The sequence below is a fragment of the Bradyrhizobium sp. AZCC 1678 genome, from assembly GCF_036924765.1.
Classification (GTDB): domain Bacteria; phylum Pseudomonadota; class Alphaproteobacteria; order Rhizobiales; family Xanthobacteraceae; genus Bradyrhizobium; species Bradyrhizobium algeriense.
This window is the reverse complement of sequence record NZ_JAZHSE010000001.1, coordinates 6,036,859-6,054,609: the sequence shown is the minus strand read 5'-3', so window position 1 is coordinate 6,054,609 and position 17,751 is coordinate 6,036,859. Positions and strand designations below refer to the sequence as shown.

Here is a 17,751-nt window from a genome sequence, read left to right as displayed (position 1 = left end):
ACGATATTGCCCGAATCGCAATTGAATTGATGCAGAGCGAATCACAAATCCCCATCGCATCTCAAGGTGCATCCAGGCGTTTCGCGACGCGGATGGCGCTATTTTACGGCACGCTGTTCGGCATGACCGGCACCCACCTGCCGTTTTTCACGGTCTGGTTGAAGGCGGTCGGCATTGATGCGTTTTGGATAGGGCTGATCACGGCTGTCCCCCCGGTAACCCGGTTTACGGTGCTACCGCTGGTGACGGGCCTTGCGGAACGGCGCCAGGCCTTGCGCGGGGCGATCATCGTGACCGCCTTTGCCACCGCCCTGGGCTTTTTCATTCTGGGCACCCAGCATCTGCCGGTGCTGGTGTTCCTGATCTACGCCCTGACTTGCTGCCTGTGGACGCCGATGGTGCCGCTGACGGATGCCTATGCGTTGCGGGGGGTGAAGCGCTATGGCCTCAACTACGGACCGTTGCGGCTGTGGGGCTCGGCCGCCTTCGTCCTCGGCGCGCTGGTCTGCGGGGTGCTGCTCGACCTCATCGCCGCCCGAAACCTGATCTGGATCATTGCAGGCTCTGCCGCGCTCGGGGCGCTGGCCAGCCTCGCGCTGCAGCCGCTGGACGACACCCGGACGGCCCGCCCGGGCACCGGCAGCGCGGGCGCGTTGCTGCGCGACGGCGGTTTTATCGCGATCATTGTGGCGTCGGCGCTGATCCAGGGCAGCCATGCCGCCTATTACATTTTCGCGTCGATTGCCTGGCAACAAGCGGGGTTCGACGGACTGACGATTGCAGTTCTGTGGGTCCTGGGCGTGATTGCCGAGATCGTGCTGTTCGCGCTGTCGCCGCGCTTCAGCCTGCAACCGTCGATGCTGGTGATGATCGCGGCCCTGAGCGCGGCCGCGCGCTGGGCGATAACGGCGCAGGATCCGCCGCTGGCTGTTCTCGCCATCGTCCAGCTCGCGCATGCGCTGAGCTTCGGGCTGACGCAGGTCGGCATCATGGGATTGATGCTGCATCACGTGCCCGGCCACGTGATGGCGCGCGCGCAGGGTTATCTGACCGCCTGCGGCGGCATCGTCGCCGGCCTCGCGTCGATCGCGTCAGGCACGATCTATGGGACCTGGGGGCAGGGCATCTATTACGTGATGGCGGTCATGGCCGCTCTCGGCGGGCTGGTGGTCTGGCTTGCGCGGGACCGGCTCTCGCGTCAGCCCCACAAGGCGGCTTCCGGCGGATAGACCAGGCTGCCATCGTAGCGCAGCCCGCCATCGCGGTCGCGCGCCAACAAGAGCGGACCGTCGAGATCGACGAATCTGGCCTGTTGCGCCAGCAGCATGGCCGGCGCCATCGCCAGCGAGGTCGCGACCATGCAGCCGATCATGATTTCAAAGCCGAGCGCCTGGGCGGCATCGGCCATGGCGAGCGCCTCCGTCAGCCCGCCGGTCTTGTCGAGCTTGATGTTGACGGCGTCGTAGCGCGTGCGAAGGCCTTCGAGCGAGGCACGGTCATGCACGCTTTCGTCGGCGCAGACCGCGACCCTTCGCTTGATGCGCGCCAGCGCTTCATCCCGCCCGGCCGGCAGCGGCTGCTCGACCAGCGTCACGCCGGCATTGGCGCAGGCGGCCAAATTGTATTCGAGATTATCTGGCGTCCAGGCTTCGTTGGCATCCACGATCAGTTCGGATTCCGGGGCCGCCTTGCGTACCGCTGATATCCGCGCGTCATCGCCGTCCCCGCCGAGCTTGATCTTCAAGAGCGGCCGGTGCGCGGCCTTCGCGGTTGCTGCCGCCATGGCTTCCGGGCTGCCGAGCGAGATCGTGAAGGCGGTGGTGCAGGAGCGCGGCGCGGGCCGGCCGAGCAGGGTCCAGACCCGCTGGCCGCTGCGCTTGGCCTCGAGGTCCAACAGCGCGCAATCCAGCGCGTTGCGGGCGGCGCCTGCGGGCATCGCCACCTGCAGGGCCGTTCGGTCCAGCCCCTTGGCAAGCGCTTCCTGCATCGCGTTAAGCGCTTCAAGTGTTGCTTCCGGGGTCTCGCCATAACGAGGGTAGGGCACGCATTCGCCGCGGCCGCTCTCGCCGTCATGGCTGACGGTGGCGACGACCGTGATGGCCTCGGTCTTGGCGCCCCGGCTGATGGTGAAGGCGCCTGCGATCGGCCAGCGTTCGATGCTGGCGGCAAGCTTTCGGGAAAGGCTGGAAGTCATTTTAAAATCTGGCAATTTTCTGAACCGCAAGCTTGCTCGCTGCAACCAACTATGGCTGGTTAGGGACAGATTCTACAAGGCAAGCGGTGTGCGGAACCTGACGTTTTTCAGGGGGGCGCGTATCGGTCGAAGGGTGGGCATCGTGAGCGGCAACCCGACATTGGAGCGGATAGCCAGGGGCAACGCGCTGGCGCTGTGCGCGACCGGCTCGTGGACGGCCCGCTTTGCGCCGGTGCTGGAACGAATGGTCGCCGACGCCGAGAAGCTCCGCGGCACCCGGCCCGACATCTTTATCGACGTCTCCCAGGTGTCGAAGCTCGACACGTTCGGCGCCTGGCTGATCGAGCGGCTGCGCCGAAGCCTGACCAAGGGCGGTGTCGAGACCCAGATTGCCGGGCTCTCGGCCAATTATGCGAGCCTGGTCGACGAGGTACGCCGCGTGAAGGCCGAGCCGATCGTCGAAACCGACCGCGTGACGATCACGGGCATGCTGGAGCAGATCGGCCGCAGCGTGGCCGGCGTCGGCGGCACCCTGATCGGGCTGATCGACATGCTGGGCGCGGTGCTCGCCGCGGCCGCCCACGTCCTCATTCGGCCCCGCGGCTTCCGCCTGACCTCGACCATCCATCATCTGGAGCAGGTGTGCTGGCGCGCGGTCCCGATCGTGGTGCTGATCACATTTTTGATCGGTTGCATCATTTCGCAGCAGGGCATTTTTCATTTCCGCAAGTTCGGCGCTGACATTTTTGTGGTCGACATGCTGGGCGTGCTGGTGTTGCGCGAGATCGGCGTGCTGCTGGTGGCGATCATGGTGGCGGGCCGCTCGGGCTCGGCCTACACCGCCGAACTCGGCTCGATGAAGATGCGCGAGGAGATCGACGCGCTGCGCACCATGGGTTTTGACCCGGTCGAGGTTCTGATCCTGCCGCGGATGCTGGCGCTGGTGCTGGCGCTGCCGATCCTGGCGTTTCTGGGTGCGATGGCCGCACTTTACGGCGGCGGGCTGGTGGCGTGGCTCTATGGCGGCGTCGAACCGGAAGCTTTCCTGCTGCGGCTGCGCGACGCCATCTCGATCGACCATTTCATCGTCGGCATCATCAAGGCGCCGGTCATGGCGGCCGTCATCGGCATCGTCGCATGCGTCGAGGGACTGGCCGTGCAGGGCAGCGCCGAGTCGCTCGGGCAGCACACGACATCCTCGGTGGTGAAGGGGATCTTCTTCGTGATCGTGATGGACGGCGTGTTCGCGATCTTCTTCGCATCGATCGGAATGTGACCATGGCGGGCGAAATTTCCGACGCCATCATCCGGGTCCGCGACATCACCGTGCAGTTCGGCAAGACACGCGTGCTCGACGGGCTCAACCTTGACGTCAAGCGCGGCGAGATTTTGGGCTTCGTCGGCCCCTCGGGCGCTGGAAAATCGGTGCTGACGCGGACCATCATCGGCCTCGTGCCGAAAATCGCCGGGCGTATCGAGGTGTTCGACGTCGACCTGGACGCGGCGAGTGCCGCGGAGCGCCGCAGCGTCGAGCGCCGCTGGGGTATCCTGTTTCAGCAGGGCGCGCTGTTTTCGTCGCTCACGGTACGCCAGAACATCCAGTTTCCGGTGCGCGAATATCTCAAGGTCTCGCAGCGACTGCTCGACGAGATCATGGTGGCCAAGCTTGGCATGGTGGGCCTGCGGCCCGAGGTCGCCGACCGCTATCCGTCCGAACTCTCCGGCGGCATGATCAAGCGCGTTGCGCTGGCGCGCGCGCTCGCGCTCGATCCCGAACTGGTGTTCCTGGACGAGCCGACCTCGGGGCTCGATCCGATCGGCGCCGGGGATTTCGACGAGCTGGTGCGCACCCTGCAGCGTACTTTGGGCCTGACCGTTTTCATGGTAACCCATGACCTCGACAGCCTTTATACGGCCTGCGACCGCATCGCGGTTTTAGGGAACGGTAAGATCATTGCAGCAGGATCGATTGCCGACATGCAGGCCTCGCAGCATCCCTGGCTGAGGCAATATTTCCACGGCAAGCGCGCCCGCGCGGTCATTGGCTAGAAGGTCATGGGCTAGAGAGCATGATCACGAAGTGCGCACCGGTTTTTGATGAGTTCATGCTCAAACAAGCGATAAACGACGGGTCTGGTCGGCGAGGCTGAACAGACCCAGGTTCCGGAGTACCTTGAGTTATGGAAACGCGGGCGAATTACGTCCTGATCGGGGCCTTCACGCTGGCGGTGATCGCCGCCGCATTCGGCTTCGTGCTGTGGTTTCAGAGCCTGCACACCACCAAGCAGCGCAGCCCGATCCGCATCGTGTTCGAAGGCCCGGCGTCCGGCCTGCGCAATGGCGGCAGCGTCAATTTTAACGGTATCCGGATAGGGGAGGTTGTATCCGTTAAGCTCGACAACCCGCGGCGCGTGGTCGCACTCGCGATGGTTGAGAACAACGCCCCGATCCGCAAGGACACGCTCGTCGGTCTCGAATTCCAGGGACTAACCGGCGTCGCGGCGATCTCGCTGAAGGGCGGCGAGGAAAATGCGGCTGCCGTGCCGCTCGACGAGGACGGCGTGCCGATGCTGACCGCCGATCCGAGCGCGCTGCAGGACGTGACCGAGTCGATCCGCGCCACGCTGCAGAACGTCAACCGGCTCGTCGCCGACAACCAGGAATCCGTGAAGAACTCGCTGCGGAATCTCGAGACCTTCACCGCCGCGCTCGCGCGCAACTCCGAGAAGATCGACAATGTCATGCTCCGGGTCGATGGCGTGATGGGCAAAGCCGACAGTCTGATGCTCGGGCTGAACACGATCGCGGGCGGCGCCGCCGGCGGCGAATTGAATCTGATGGTGAAGTCGATCCGCGAACTCGCCGAGGATTTCGACAAGCGATCGGGCGCGCTGATGGCCGATGGCCGCCGCACCCTCTCCGACATCAGCCGCGCCGTGAACAATTTCGATCGTAATCCGAGCCGGGTGATATTCGGCGGAAGCAACAACGCGGCGCCGGCGGAATCAAGCGCGGCCGCCCCGAGGCCGACCGCGGCAGCTCCGCCGAGGCAGCCGAGCGGGCAGAAGCGGCAGTAGGCCGTCCTCGAGCGCCAAACGCAGTCACCGCTTCCCTTGGGCTCGAAGCGGGTTTATGAACTTCAATCCGGCAAAGTCCTTTTCATTGTCGGTCGCGACCACGCAACTGTTTGCCTCCGCCGTCGCGGCCACGATCATGTCGAGCGCACTGCGTGGCCGCCCTTTGGCTCTTCCATCGGCCATCAGCCGCGCCCAGATCAGGGCCGCTTTCTCGTCGAAGGCGAGTACGCGGCCAGCGAACAGGGCTTGCGGTCCTTCCGGACCGGCGAACCAGGCTTCCAGGACAGCGCGTTTCTTTCCGGCAGGCTTCTGCAGCAGCCCGCGCTGAATTTCCGCGACAGTCAGTGCGGAGATGAACAGCTCAGTGTCAACCTGTTCCGACATCCATGCCAGCAGCGACGTAGAAGGATCCGGCTGTGTAACGTTGCTGATGATATTCGTGTCGAGCAGGTAGCGTGTCACAAGTCGACCTTGCGACCGGTATCGCGCGAACGCGCGAGATTGAGATCGGCTCCGACCAGCGGCGAACGACGCAACGCGGCAAGGATGCCACCTTTCCCTGGCGGTTCGCCCGCGATCGTTTGGCTCACGGCCGCCCGAATCCGCACGGCATCGGGATCGTTCTCCGCAAGGCGCCTCGCTAGCGATCGAATCAGGTCGCGGTCGGCGTCGAGGCCAAGAACCTCAAATCGCGCCATGCCTCGCTTTACCAACCGCGTTCGATAATTCCGGAGCGCTCGCTTCTGAGCGGTGTCGGCCATCTGAGGCTTCCTGTGTCGATGTATCCGGTAATATAGCCAGATATGAGGTTGTTTGCAAGACGCGCATCTGGAAGGCGAAGGCCGACGTTGGTGGGAACAACGGATCTCCGAAAACAAAACGGAGGCCGCGAGGCCTCCGTTTTCCATTCGCCATTCGCTATTCGCGGCTTACCCCAGCCGCCCCGCCGCGTGCGCGAGCAACGTGTAGACGAGGCCGGTCTCCGAGGTGAGGTGGCCGCGCAGCGCCTGCGGTCCGCGATCCTCGCGCGCGACTTCGTCGAGCAGCCGTTCGAACTCGGCGATATAGCGGTCGACCGTCTGCTTGAAACCGCGGTCGGCACGGTATTTGCGGGCGACTTCGTCGAACGCCTTCTGGCCTGCCGGCGTGTAGAGCCGCTTGCTGAACGCCTTGCTCTCGCCGCGCTGATAGCGGTCCCACATTTCGGAAGCGAGGTTGCGATCCATCAGCCGGCCGATGTCGAGCGACAGCGACTCCAGCGGATTGGCGGGGGTCTGCGGCGCGCGGCCACGGGGAGCCTGTCCCGCGCCTGCATCGGTGCGGTGGAGCAGGTCGGACAGCCATCCGTCCTGACCGCCTGCCGGCGAGACCGGCGGGGCTTCGGCGCGGCGCGCGGCCGGCACGCCGAGGTCCGGCGGCGGCAGCGTCGATGCGCTGCCGGCGTCGCGCATGCGCACCTCGTTGCGGCCGCCGGCGGCCATCGCTACGGGTTCTTCCTGGCGCTGCACGCTGGCACGGCCGGAGGTCACGACGTCGAGGCCGCGGCCATGATGGGCGACGATCCGGTTGAGTTCGGCGAGCGCCTCGATCTGGTCGACGATCACCTTGCGCATCTGCGCGGTGTTGTCGGCGGCCTCCTGCGGCATCTCGAGCACGCCGCGGCGCAGCTCGTTGCGGGTCGCCTCGAGTTCGTTATGCATTTCGGCGGCCATCTGCTTCATGGCCTGCACCATCGAACCGAACTTCTCGGTCGACTCCTTGAACATCGCATCCGTCTCGTGGGAGCTCTGCTGGTAGAGGTCGTTCATCGCATGGAGGGTCTGCTGCCGCTCGTTTTCGGCCGCCGCGCGCACCGCTTCGAACTGGCGGCTGATCGCGGCCGATCCGGCGCCCGCGGTTTCCGCGACCACGCGCGCGATATCGCGGGCGCGCTCTTCGGCCGCGGCGAGCGATTCGTCGAGCAGGCCGGTGAAGCGCGACAGGCGCTGGTCGAGGTCGGTGGTGCGCAGGTCGATGGTGGTCACCAGCGATTCGAGCTGCGACTTGCGGTCGGCGACCGAGGTCGTGGTGGAACGGTTGGCCTGTTCGACCACGCCGGCTGCCTCGACCAGCTCCTTGCCGTGCTTCTCGAACTCGCTCGACAGTGAGCCGAGATCCTCCAGCGCCTTCGTGGTCTTGCTGTTGAAGACGGTGAGCTGGTCTTCCAGGGTCTGCGTGGCGACCCCGTTGCGGGCGGTGACGTCGTTCATGGCGGACACGAAGTCGGCCACGCGGGTCACCAGCGCGCGCTCCAGCGAGTTGAGATTGTCGTGGGCGCCGGTCAGCACTTCCTGCAGCAGGATGTTGCCTTCACGCAGCCGTTCGAACAGCGCCACCGTGTCGGTGCGCAGGATCTTGCTGGTCTCCTGCATTTCGGTGACGGCGGCGATCGAGACCTGACGCGACTGGTCGATGGCCGAACGCGACGACTGCTCGAGATCCTTCAGCGACTTTGCCACCGCGCCGGTGGCCATGTCGCCCGCGGACGTGATCGTGCGCGCGACTTCCGAGCCGTGGGTCGACATCGATTGCGAGAAGGCCTGGCCGCGGGTCTCGATCGATTTCAGGGCGTCGGCGGTGACGCGGTCGATGTCGGTCGTCAGTTGCGTGGTCCTGGTGCTGAGCGCCTCGACCAGCGAACCGCGGCGGCTGTCGACGATCTGCGCCAGACGGTCGGTCTGCTGCTGAACGTAGGTGACGATTTCGTCGGTCTTGCCGGTCATCGTCGAGCCGAAATTGCTGCTCGCGGCAAGCACCGAGCGCTCGATATCGGCCGAGGTCGATTTGACCTTGGTACTGACCTCGTTGGTGGCGGCGATCAGGGCGCTCTGCGCGTTCTGCGCGGTGGTCTGGATGGTGTCGGTCGTGCTGGCGGTGACGACGCCGAGCGAACGCTCCATGTCGGCGGCGATCGCCTTGATCTGGTTCGCGGCGTCGGCGGAGGTCGCCGAAAGCGAACTCTGGGCTTCGCGCGCGGTGCCGAGAATGGAGGAGGCGGTTTCGGCACCAACCGCGGTCAGCGTGCGTTCGACATCGATCGCCAGCGACTTGACGTGGTTGGCGGCCTCGGTCGACGCCGTGATCAGCGTGTTCTGCGCTTCGCGCGCGCCCGTCGTGATCGACTCGGCGGTAGCGTTGCCGGCCATCGAGAGCGAACGCTCCACGTCGGCGGCGAGCGACTTGACCTGGCTCGATGCGTCGGCGGACGTGTTCATGAGGGTGCTCTGGGCCTCGCGGGCGCCTGCCGTGATCGCCTCGGCGGTCGCCGTTCCGGCGATCGAGAGCGAACGCTGCACGTCGGCCGCGAGCGACTTGACCTGAGTGGCGGCCTCGGTAGAGGCGGCGACCAGCGTGCTCTGTGCTTCGCGGGCGCCTGCGGTGACGGCCTCGGCGGTCGCAGTTCCTGCGATCGACAGCGAACGCTCGACGTCGGCGGCGAGCGACTTGACGTGGTTTGCGGCGTCTGCGGATGCGGTCACCAGCGTGGTCTGCGCCTCGCGCGCGCCAGCGAGAACCGACGCGGCCGTGGCGTCGCCGGCGGCCGAGAGGGTGCGCTCGACGTCGGCGGCGAGAGATTTGATCTGCGAGGCAGCCTCGGAGGAGGCCGACACCAGCGTTGTCTGGGCTTCCTGGGCGCTGGCGAGGATCGAGGTGGCCGCGCCGGTGCCGACGGCGGCAAGGGAAGCTTCGACCTCGGCCGACGTCAGTTTGAGTTGTGCGCCGACATCGGAGGAAACCGTCAGCAGCGCCTGCTGGGCGGTGCGCGCGCCGGTCTGGATGGTCTCGGCGGTATTGACCACGAGGTTGGTCAGCGAACGCTCGGCGTCCTCGACATGCGACTTGATGCCGGAGGACAGCATTTCGGCGCGCGACATCAGATCTTCGCTGGCCTGACGGCCGCTGCTTTCGATCCGGCCGGCCACGGCCTCGATGCGCGAACCGAGCAGATCCTCGAACTGCGTAACGCGGGTATCGATGTCAGTGGCGATGGCGCCGACACGCGTCTCCATGCCGCTGGTGAGGTCGCCGACCCGGGTCTCAAGTCCACTGGCGATGTCGCCAACCCGCGTCTCAATGCCCTGATGAATTTCCTGGAACCGCGCCTGGATGGTGTCGGTCAGATAGGCGCTGCGGCCGTCGAGGGTTTCGGTGACATTGGCAATACGATGGTCGACCGCTGCAATCGCCTGCGCGGTGCCCTCGGTCAGCGAGGAGGTGAGCAGGCTGAGCCGCTGGTCAATCGACTGGATCGCCTGCGCCGCGCCGTCGGTTAGCGAGCCCGTCAGGGTGCTGAGGCGGTTGTCGATGGTCTCGGTGACGGACCTGGCGCGGCTGTCGAACGTCGTCTCCAGTGATTGCAGACGGCCGTCGATGGTCTCATCGAACCATTTGAGCTTGTTTTCGAGCGAAGTATCGAGGTTGCTGACGCGGGTGCCGAGCGTGGTTTCGAACTGCAGCAGGCGCTGATCGAGCGAAGCGGTGATCTCGCCGCTGTTCGAGACCATGCGGGTGTCGAAAGTGTCGACGTAATTCTTCAGGCTGTCGCTGATCTCCTGGGTGCGCGCGCCCATGCGCTCGACGATCTCGCCGCCGAAGGTTTTGACGGTGCGATCGAACTCGGAGATATGGCGGGTGATCAGCGCGCCGAGCGTGCCGCTGTCGCGGGCGAACTTTTCCGCAAGCTCGCCGCCCTGGTTCTTCACCAGTTCGTCGAAGGCGCTCATCTGCAGCGCGAGGCTGTCGTGGGCGTTTTCGGTCTGGCTGATCACCTTGGCGACCAGCGTGTTCACGGTCACGTCGAGCGCGTCGCTGGCCTTGTCGCCGGAGGTGAGGATGCGGCTCGCGAGGCGGTTGCCGGCATCGTCGATCTTGCTGACGAGATCGCCGGAGCGCAGTTCGAGTTCGAGCAGCAGCGAGTCGGAGGAGTTCTTCAGGGAGTCGTGGACCTGCTCGGTGCGGTCGGAGATGCCGTCGACGATGGTCGAGGAGCGCTGCTCGAATTCGCCGGTGATGCGGTCGATGCGTTCGTTCAGCATCTCGTGGACGCGATCGGCGAGATCGACGAACTCGTCGTGGACGTGGCCGGTCTTGAAGTTGAGGCTGGTGGTCAGCCGCTCGGAGGCGTCGAGCACGGCGCGCGTGGTCTCGGCGCTGGCTTCTTCCAGGCGGTCGAGCAGGTCGCCGCCGCGCTCGCCGAGCGCGAGGATCATGTTGTCGCCGGCATGGCTCAGCGCGCTCGTGATGTGCTGGCCGCGCTCTTCCAGCGCGCCGGTGATGCTTTTCGCGACCTCGTCGACGCGCGAGGCGATGGCGTCCGAGATCAGCGCGATATCGTGGCGCAGGTCGATCTGGACGCCGGAAATGGCGCTGCGAACCTGCTCGGCCTGGCCGACCAGATTGTCACGCTGATGGGCGATATCCTGCAGCAGTGCGCGAATCCGCACCTCGTTGTCACTATAGGCGCGCTCGAGGGCCGCGACTTCATTGGCGACGAGCGTTTCCAGTTCGCCGGCGCGCGCGATCGCGCGCTCGACGCCGTCGCCCATCGCGGCGACTTCGCGGCGAATCGCTTGCCCTACGGTCACCATCGAATCGGCGGCGGCTCCCTCGGGCTCGGAGAAGCGGATCGCGACCTGCGCCATCGACTGCGCGATCATCCGCATTTCCTGGCCGCGCCAGGCGAGGCTGGCGAGGAAATAGAACAACAGCACCGGCGCAAAGAACAACGCGGCGAGGCCGGCAAGCACCAGCACGCCGCCGCTCTGTCCAATCGCCGCCTGCAGCGCAGGCAGGAAGCTGACGGTCAGCAGGCCGCAACCGATCACCCAGACTCCGCCAAACACGGAGGCGAGCGTGTAGACGCTGCGGGCAGGGCTGCCCTTCTGGATCGCCTGCAGAATCTGTCCGATGGTTTCGCGATCGTCATTGGCGGCGCGACGGGGACTGCGCGGCTCCTCGATCGGATCGAACCCCGGACGCTCGGCGCTTCCGCGCGTGTCAAAAGACATATCGGAATAGGGCGGCGGGGCCGACGGACTGGTCTGAGGGGCGAGCTCGTTGCCGAGCGAATTTCGGCTGGTGTTGACGGTCGTATCGCCGATGTTGAGCGCTTCCTGAATTGCGGAGAGCGCGACTTCAGTGGGATCTTTGACCTTCTTGGGATTGTTCGCCATGTTCAGTCTGAGCCCTCTAACTTTTATGCACCCAGCCGTTCTTGCAAAAAGCCCCCGCAAGCTCGAAGCCGGATTCATAACCCCCGCGGACCGCAAGCCCGCCCGCCGGCAGCTTGTCCGCATACATCCGCAAACATCCTATTGGTTGAGCGATACGAATGAAATGGCCGCGATTAAGACATTGTTAATCATCGTTAACAGCTTTGTTCCTTAAGGCCTTAAGGATACACAAATTTCTGGAACCGGATCGTCGATCGAGGCGGATTGTCGGCTAAAACAAGGCTAAGTTGGGGCGAATTCCGGGAACGTTCCGTTAACCGTTGCTGTGGTTGGCTGGCCGGGATGCCCCTCCCGAGAATCAGTGCGGCGGGGCGATCCGGACTTTAGGCCATGCCGCTTCATCTCGAACGGATAGAATGGATGCCATCGCCACCGCTGGCTCCTGGCGACGGGCCGATCGATTTCGACCATCTGCAACGCATGACGCTCGGCGACGCTGCCATCGAGCAGGAGGTGTTGACGATGTTCTCGGCCCAATCGGCAACCCTTATGCACACGCTCGCTGCCATACCTGCGGATGCCAACGCGCTGGCGCACACGCTCAAAGGGTCGGCGCGCGCGATCGGCGCTTTTGCGGTTGCCGATGCCGCAGCCCGGCTGGAGGCGGCCATCGCCAGAGGCATCGATGCGTCCGCTGCGCTCGCCGAACTCGGCGAGGCGGTTGCAGAGGCGAGGGCAGCGATCGAGGCGGTTCTGCGCCGTTCCTGAGCGGAAAGCGGTCCGTATTGGCCAAAATCCCGATAAAATGCTGCTCTTAAGGTTTTCGTCCCGACCGCTGGCGCTGTGCGGATCGACCCGTTATAGGACTGCCGGGACCATCCTTACATATTCCGGCAGCACGAGCGATCATGGCCAAAATCCACTTTGTCGACCATACCGGCGAAAAACGAACCATTGATGTCGAGAACGGCGCGACCGTGATGGAAGCCGCGATTCGCAACGCCATTCCGGGCATCGAAGCCGAATGCGGCGGCGCCTGCGCCTGCGCGACCTGCCACGTCTATGTTGACGAGGCCTGGCGCGAGAAGGTCGGCGCTCCGACCCCGATGGAAGAAGACATGCTGGATTTCGGTTTCGACGTGCGGCCGAACTCGCGCCTGTCGTGCCAGATCAAGGTGAGCGACGACCTCGACGGCCTCGTGGTGTCAACGCCGGAACGGCAGGCCTGAAGTCCGCAAAACATTCAGCGCGATCCGGCGTTGGCCGTGTCGGCGAGATGGTCGTCGACCGCATATAGCGTGCAATCGGGTGCGTATTCCGCGCAGGCGGTGAGGGCAGCCTCCGCCGCTTCGCGCATCGACCGGCGCCCGCTGCGAAAAGCGAAAGCTCCCTTTGGCGAGACGGCAAAGGCCCTCTGCGGGCTCGCCGAGAGATAATCGGCAAATCCCGCGCGCCCCTTGTCGCGCAATTGCGGCGGCGGCTGCAGCGGCGATGGCGCCGGCATCGCGGCGATATCGCGCGTTCCCAGATTTTGATCGCGCAGGAAGTCATCCACTACCGGCGTCCACAGCGGCATCCCGCGCGAAAACAGAGAATGGCCGTCATCGCCGTGCGGCGGGAAATCGACGAATTGGGCTCGGCCGCCGGCGCCGGTAAAGGCGTCGCGCAATCGGCGCATCAGTTCGGGCCCGAAGAACTTGTCGTTCGCGTAGATCCACAGCGTCGGAATCCGTGACGTCTTGCCCAACGTGGCGAAGGCGCGGACCAGCGCATCCTCATCGCAGACGTCATTGTCGGCGCGCGAACCGCGGCCACCGGCGAAGTTGATCGCGGCGGCGAGGCCCGGCAGGCTGCATCGCGATGCAGACGATCAGTGTCGCCAACATCGCCGCGCGCGTCATGCAGGTTTTGCTCCGTGGCGAATCCAGCGCTGAAAATTCGCCAGGATATCCGGCGTCAATGGCTTAGGCTTGCGCGTGGCTTCGTCGAGCAGCACCGATACCGATTGTGCTGACGCTACGCATGTGCCTTCGGAGAACACCACCTGATCGAAGGTGACGGAAGTCCGGCCGAACTTCACGACGCCAAGTCCCATTTCGATCGTACCGGGCCAGCGCAATTCGGCGCGGAAATGCATGTCGAGGCGGACCATGATCCAGGTGACGCCGTCCGGCATCAGCCCGTAGCTGCGGTCCTTTATCAGCGTGACGCGGCCGGTTTCGAAATAGGTGGCGTAAACCGCGTTGTTGACGTGCTGGTTGGGATCGAGGTCGGCAAACCTCACGTTGTCCGACAGGCGATAGGGAAAATCCTCCAGGCGCGGGGTCGCGTCGGGACGCAAGGGGGCGTTCACGGGGTCATCTCCGAAAATCTCGTTCCCTTACAGCCCACTTGTCGAATGACGGCAAGGGGTTGCCGCCATCACGAACGCCATATTATGGCTTTCCTGTCAGCCCCGGGTTGGCTAGACAGGTGCGGCCTTCCCGCCAGGTTCAACCGAAAAGAAGCTGATATGAGCGAAGCGATCAAAACCGATGTGCTGATTATTGGTGCGGGTCCGTGCGGCCTGTTTGCCGTCTTCGAACTGGGCCTGTTGGACATGAAGGCGCATCTGGTCGACATCCTCGACAAGATCGGCGGCCAGTGCGCCGAACTCTATCCGGAAAAACCGATCTACGACATTCCCGGCATTCCCTTCGTCACCGGCCAGGGCCTGACGGAGGCGCTGCTCGAACAGATCAAGCCGTTTCATCCGACCTTCCATCTCAACGAAATGGTGGAGACGATCGAGAAGATCGGCGATCCCGGCTTCCGCGTGACGACCGATGCCGGCCAGGTGTTCGAGTGCAAGGTGGTGGTGATATCAGCGGGCGGCGGCTCGTTCCAGCCGAAGCGTCCGCCGGTGCCGGGCATCGAGGCCTATGAAGGCACCTCGGTGTTCTATGCCGTGCGCAAGATGGAGCAGTTCCGCGACAAGAGCATCCTGATCGTCGGCGGCGGCGATTCCGCGCTCGACTGGACGCTCAACCTGCATCCGATCGCCAAGCGCGTGACGCTTCTGCACCGGCGCGACGATTTCCGCGCCGCGCCCCACAGCGTCGAGCAGATGCGCGCGCTGGTGGCTGGCGGAAAAATGGATCTGAAGATCGGTCAGGTGACGTCGCTGGAAGGGGAGGGCGGCAAGCTGTCCGCCGCGATGATGAAGGGCAACGACAACGCGATCTCGAAGATCGACTGCGATACGATGCTGCCGTTCTTCGGGCTGACCATGAAGCTCGGTCCGGTGGCGAACTGGGGCGTCGCGCTCGAGAACAATCTGGTGCCGGTCGACACCGCGGCGTTCGAGACCAATGTTCCCGGTATCTTCGCGATCGGCGACATCAACACCTATCCCGGCAAGCTCAAGTTGATCCTGTCCGGCTTCCACGAAGGTGCGTTGATGGCGCAGAAGGCGCACCGCTACGTCTATCCGGACAAGCGGCTGGTGTTCCAGTACACCACCTCGTCGTCGAGCCTGCAGAAGAAGCTCGGGGTCAACTGATTCTCAAAAAATGACAGTAGGGCTCGCGGTGCTTTGCCGGAGCGTGCGGCGATCGTTACTGGAACCGTCCGCGAAATGGCCTTAGTCTGCGGCCATTCATTTAGGGGATTGATCAGGTGATGACGATGCGCAAGCTGGCCGGATTTCAACTGATACTTCCGATCGTGTTCGGGCTCGCGTTTGCCGGTGAACTCGCCGCGCAGCCGACGGAACTTTCGGCTGCCGGGCTGTGGGAGAAGGTCGAGAAGGGCAAGCCGGTCGGATGGTTCCTCGTCGTAGACCGCAATGGCGCCTTCGAGGGCGTGTTCGCCAAGCTCTTTTCCGAACCCGGCGATGCTCCCAATCCCACTTGCTCGAAATGCACTGACGATCGCAAGGATGCGCCGTGGCTCGGGCTCTCGTTCATCCGGGAGATGAAGCGTGACGGATTGAAATACGAGAACGGCAATGTGCTCGATCCGCGCGACGGCAAGATCTACAAAGCCAAGATGACGCTCAGTCCCGATGGGCAGACGTTGACGATGCGCGGCTATCTCGGCATTTCGCTGCTAGGCAGGGATGAGGTCTGGACCCGCCTGCCTGATACGGCGCTGGCGCAGGTCGATCCCGCGATCATCGCAAAATATCTGCCGGCGCAGGCCGCGGCGATGAAGCCACCTGCCGGTGCCGCAAAGGCCCCCGCAGCGCCCAAGAAGACCACTGCGCCGGCACAAGTTCCTGCACCTGCGCGTTAGTTCAATCCGCCGGTTCTACCTGGTGGTCGCGGCGTGCCCGGCGCAACCGGTATCGGCGGCGCCGGCTGCGACGTGACTTCAGGCACTCCCGCATCGAGCTGCAGTACGGCGGCAGCGGCCGGCACGGCGGCATCGGCCATCGCGGCGTGGCCCTCGGCGCTCGGATGCACCGCGCCGCCATAGACCGCCGACAGCACGCCCCAGGTCGCGTCGTGGATATCGGAGGGCTGCTGCGACGTCGGCAGGCCTTGCGGGTAGGTCATCGCTGCGAAGTAGCTGTCATTGGCATCGCGGATCCAGCGCGCGCGCGGCAGATAGGCGCGGTACTCGCCGGCGCTGCGGCCGCACAGCATCGGCTGGCTGGCGGCCGAGACGATATCGGGATCGAAGCTGTCGCCGGTCGCCGAGAAGCACTGGCGGTCGAATTCGGGATCGCTTTCGGCGCGTGCGCAGAAGCCGTGGTTGGCAAAGCTGGTCTGATGGTTGTCGACGAAGGTCATGCGGTCGGTGCGCGGATTGCGGCACAGGATGCCGCCCTCGCACAGCGCCAGCCCTCTCAACTGCGGCAGGAATTCGCTTTCGACGAAGTTCGATACGGCGGCCAGCCGCTGCGGCTGGGCGTTGAAGGAGGGATGAATGTCGAAGCCGGCGCGTCCGCCGGGGCAGGGCGCGCCGCCATTCGACAGCGTCGGATTGGCGTAGGAGGTATAGACCACCCGCGACAGGTCGCCGCCGACCAGCGGCTTCAGCGCCTCGCGCAGTTTTGCGAAGCCCTGCGGCAGGTCGCGCGTCATCGCACTGCGTGCGTCGTCCACCGAGGCCATCACGCCGCTGCGCCGAAACAGCACGCGTTCGGTCGCCGTATCCACGATCACGTCGGCGACGAGGCCGGAGAAATAGATGTCGTTGGCTCCGACCGACAGCAGCACCAGGTCGAGGTTGCGATCCGGTTGACGGCGTTTCGCGGCGGTGAGGGCATCGCGCAGTTCGGCCAGTTGCCCGTTGACGGTGCCCTGGCACGCACCGCCCGATTTCGACGGCAGGCAGTCGCGGGCGCGTTGCGAACCGAACAGCCCGTCGGAAATGGTGGCGCCGGTGCAGGCCAGCGGCAGATAGGTCACCGCGATGTGCGGATATCGCACGGCGAGCGCCAGTGCGGTCCTGGTCTGATAGCTGTAGAGCGAACGGTGGCAGGCGGGATTGAACCAGAGCGCGCTCTGGCGCTGCCAGACCGGCAGCGTGTCGGGCGCCTCGCAGGCGCGTCCGCCTTTATAGCCCGCGCGGCTCGGCCGGTAATATTGCGCGGCTGCCGTTCCGAGATAGGAGCGGAAGCAAAAGCCTTCATCGGCCAGCGCAACCGGCCGGTCCGGATTGCCCTCGCCGGAGGCGACGCTGTCGCCGAGGCCGGCGATGAAGATGTCGCGCACCGCGATCTCGGTGAACACGCGCTGACTGCCATCCGAGCTGGACACGTCGGCGGTCACCACCGTGGTGCGGCCGTAGCGGACCCGGAGGTTGACCGGTTCGGCGCAGTCGAAGGTGGAGGTTTGCGGGCCGTCGCCATCGTCGACCGTCCAGGCGCAGGTGGCGCCGACCGGCACCGGGCCGGTCAGCCGGATCACGACCGGATGATCGATCGGGGTCAGATAGCTTTCCTTGACGTTGTCGCGCGTGCAGGGCTCGTTGACGCGACCGGCGAGATCGATGCAGAGCCTGTTCACCGTGTTGCGCGCCCAGCCGCGGCCGTCGCTCTGGATCTCCAGCACCTGCTCCGAAGCCAGCACGCTGCGGCCGCGGCCGCTTTCGGCGTGCAGCAGGAAATCCCGCTCCTCGCGGAACAGGCGGAAGCGGTTGCGCACCTCCCAGGAAATCTGCAGCGGCCCATAGCCGCCGGCGGTCTGGGCTTCCGCAGCCGAGGTGAAGATGCCGGCCAGCGCGCCGGCAACCAGCGCGACCGACAGCATTGAACGTAGGAGGATTCCAGCCATGGCGT

15 protein-coding genes are annotated in these 17,751 nt (G+C 64.9%); 8 read left to right on the top strand and 7 right to left on the bottom strand.

The annotated features are described in order from the left end of the window. Nucleotides 1–29 precede the first annotated feature (29 nt). On the top strand, nucleotides 30–1,229 hold the full coding sequence (locus tag V1294_RS29140) for an MFS transporter (RefSeq protein WP_334501993.1): 1,200 nt from the start codon (nucleotides 30–32) through the stop codon (nucleotides 1,227–1,229). Here V1294_RS29140 and dgcA read toward each other — a convergent pair. Beyond that, complete coding sequence (gene dgcA / locus V1294_RS29135) at nucleotides 1,199–2,194, bottom strand: N-acetyl-D-Glu racemase DgcA (RefSeq protein ID WP_334501992.1); 996 nt, start codon at nucleotides 2,192–2,194, stop codon at nucleotides 1,199–1,201. The two genes, V1294_RS29140 and dgcA, sit on opposite strands and share 31 nt — an antisense overlap. Before the next feature lie 142 nt (nucleotides 2,195–2,336). Between dgcA and V1294_RS29130 the strand changes: the two genes are divergently transcribed. The 3 genes from V1294_RS29130 (at nucleotide 2,337) to V1294_RS29120 (ending at nucleotide 5,271) form a co-directional block, all read left to right on the top strand. Beyond that, nucleotides 2,337–3,470: an MlaE family lipid ABC transporter permease subunit gene (locus V1294_RS29130; RefSeq protein ID WP_334478832.1), complete on the top strand. Its 1,134-nt coding sequence runs from the start codon at nucleotides 2,337–2,339 to the stop codon at nucleotides 3,468–3,470. 2 nt (nucleotides 3,471–3,472) lie between these two features. Then, nucleotides 3,473–4,243 (top strand): ABC transporter ATP-binding protein, encoded by a 771-nt coding sequence (locus V1294_RS29125; protein ID WP_334501991.1) that lies wholly within the window; start codon nucleotides 3,473–3,475, stop codon nucleotides 4,241–4,243. Between the two features lie 131 nt (nucleotides 4,244–4,374). Beyond that, nucleotides 4,375–5,271 (top strand): MlaD family protein, encoded by an 897-nt coding sequence (locus V1294_RS29120; RefSeq protein ID WP_334501990.1) that lies wholly within the window; start codon nucleotides 4,375–4,377, stop codon nucleotides 5,269–5,271. 24 nt (nucleotides 5,272–5,295) lie between these two features. Here the strand turns inward: V1294_RS29120 and V1294_RS29115 are convergent, their stop codons facing one another. The 3 genes from V1294_RS29115 to V1294_RS29105 all read right to left on the bottom strand — a co-directional run bounded on the left by V1294_RS29115 (nucleotide 5,296) and on the right by V1294_RS29105 (nucleotide 11,483). Next, complete coding sequence (locus tag V1294_RS29115) at nucleotides 5,296–5,733, bottom strand: PIN domain-containing protein (RefSeq protein ID WP_334501989.1); 438 nt, start codon at nucleotides 5,731–5,733, stop codon at nucleotides 5,296–5,298. Beyond that, nucleotides 5,730–6,032 carry a hypothetical protein gene (locus V1294_RS29110; protein WP_334501988.1) on the bottom strand — a complete coding sequence of 101 codons (303 nt, stop codon included), beginning with the start codon at nucleotides 6,030–6,032 and terminating at the stop codon, nucleotides 5,730–5,732. Before V1294_RS29110 ends, V1294_RS29115 begins: the two co-directional genes overlap by 4 nt. Before the next feature lie 168 nt (nucleotides 6,033–6,200). Beyond that, entirely contained in the window at nucleotides 6,201–11,483 is a 5,283-nt protein-coding gene (locus V1294_RS29105; RefSeq protein ID WP_334501987.1) for a negative regulator of septation ring formation, read from the bottom strand. Between the two features lie 390 nt (nucleotides 11,484–11,873). Here V1294_RS29105 and V1294_RS29100 point away from each other — a divergent pair, with 390 nt between their 5' ends. Beyond that, nucleotides 11,874–12,251 (top strand): Hpt domain-containing protein, encoded by a 378-nt coding sequence (locus V1294_RS29100; RefSeq protein ID WP_334501986.1) that lies wholly within the window; start codon nucleotides 11,874–11,876, stop codon nucleotides 12,249–12,251. A gap of 140 nt (nucleotides 12,252–12,391) precedes the next feature. Next, on the top strand, nucleotides 12,392–12,712 hold the full coding sequence (locus V1294_RS29095; protein WP_247836033.1) for a 2Fe-2S iron-sulfur cluster-binding protein: 321 nt from the start codon (nucleotides 12,392–12,394) through the stop codon (nucleotides 12,710–12,712). 14 nt (nucleotides 12,713–12,726) lie between these two features. Here the strand turns inward: V1294_RS29095 and V1294_RS29090 are convergent, their stop codons facing one another. Further along, a complete protein-coding gene (locus tag V1294_RS29090) occupies nucleotides 12,727–13,230 on the bottom strand; it encodes a hypothetical protein (protein ID WP_334501985.1) in 504 nt (167 codons plus the stop codon). 150 nt (nucleotides 13,231–13,380) lie between these two features. Beyond that, entirely contained in the window at nucleotides 13,381–13,836 is a 456-nt protein-coding gene (locus tag V1294_RS29085; protein WP_334478843.1) for an acyl-CoA thioesterase, read from the bottom strand. Between the two features lie 159 nt (nucleotides 13,837–13,995). Between V1294_RS29085 and V1294_RS29080 the strand changes: the two genes are divergently transcribed. Both V1294_RS29080 and V1294_RS29075 read left to right on the top strand, forming a co-directional pair. Further along, nucleotides 13,996–15,024 (top strand): NAD(P)/FAD-dependent oxidoreductase, encoded by a 1,029-nt coding sequence (locus tag V1294_RS29080; RefSeq protein ID WP_334501984.1) that lies wholly within the window; start codon nucleotides 13,996–13,998, stop codon nucleotides 15,022–15,024. 125 nt (nucleotides 15,025–15,149) lie between these two features. Further along, a complete protein-coding gene (locus V1294_RS29075) occupies nucleotides 15,150–15,758 on the top strand; it encodes a DUF2147 domain-containing protein (protein WP_334504857.1) in 609 nt (202 codons plus the stop codon). On the opposite strand, the gene V1294_RS29070 is transcribed toward V1294_RS29075, so the two are convergent. Continuing rightward, nucleotides 15,755–17,746 (bottom strand): hypothetical protein, encoded by a 1,992-nt coding sequence (locus V1294_RS29070; protein ID WP_334501983.1) that lies wholly within the window; start codon nucleotides 17,744–17,746, stop codon nucleotides 15,755–15,757. The two genes, V1294_RS29075 and V1294_RS29070, sit on opposite strands and share 4 nt — an antisense overlap. Nucleotides 17,747–17,751 lie beyond the last annotated feature (5 nt).

What these genes read in the sequence shown, in the direction of transcription:
- V1294_RS29110 (WP_334501988.1), bottom strand. Translation starts at nt 6,032, where the DNA reads ATGGCCGACACCGCTCAGAAGCGAGCGCTCCGGAATTATCGAACGCGG.
- V1294_RS29100 (WP_334501986.1), top strand. Translation starts at nt 11,874, where the DNA reads ATGCCGCTTCATCTCGAACGGATAGAATGGATGCCATCGCCACCGCTG.
- V1294_RS29070 (WP_334501983.1), bottom strand. Translation starts at nt 17,746, where the DNA reads ATGGCTGGAATCCTCCTACGTTCAATGCTGTCGGTCGCGCTGGTTGCC.
- V1294_RS29080 (WP_334501984.1), top strand. Translation starts at nt 13,996, where the DNA reads ATGAGCGAAGCGATCAAAACCGATGTGCTGATTATTGGTGCGGGTCCG.
- V1294_RS29120 (WP_334501990.1), top strand. Translation starts at nt 4,375, where the DNA reads ATGGAAACGCGGGCGAATTACGTCCTGATCGGGGCCTTCACGCTGGCG.
- V1294_RS29125 (WP_334501991.1), top strand. Translation starts at nt 3,473, where the DNA reads ATGGCGGGCGAAATTTCCGACGCCATCATCCGGGTCCGCGACATCACC.
- V1294_RS29075 (WP_334504857.1), top strand. Translation starts at nt 15,150, where the DNA reads ATGCGCAAGCTGGCCGGATTTCAACTGATACTTCCGATCGTGTTCGGG.
- V1294_RS29140 (WP_334501993.1), top strand. Translation starts at nt 30, where the DNA reads ATGCAGAGCGAATCACAAATCCCCATCGCATCTCAAGGTGCATCCAGG.
- V1294_RS29095 (WP_247836033.1), top strand. Translation starts at nt 12,392, where the DNA reads ATGGCCAAAATCCACTTTGTCGACCATACCGGCGAAAAACGAACCATT.
- dgcA (WP_334501992.1), bottom strand. Translation starts at nt 2,194, where the DNA reads ATGACTTCCAGCCTTTCCCGAAAGCTTGCCGCCAGCATCGAACGCTGG.
- V1294_RS29105 (WP_334501987.1), bottom strand. Translation starts at nt 11,483, where the DNA reads ATGGCGAACAATCCCAAGAAGGTCAAAGATCCCACTGAAGTCGCGCTC.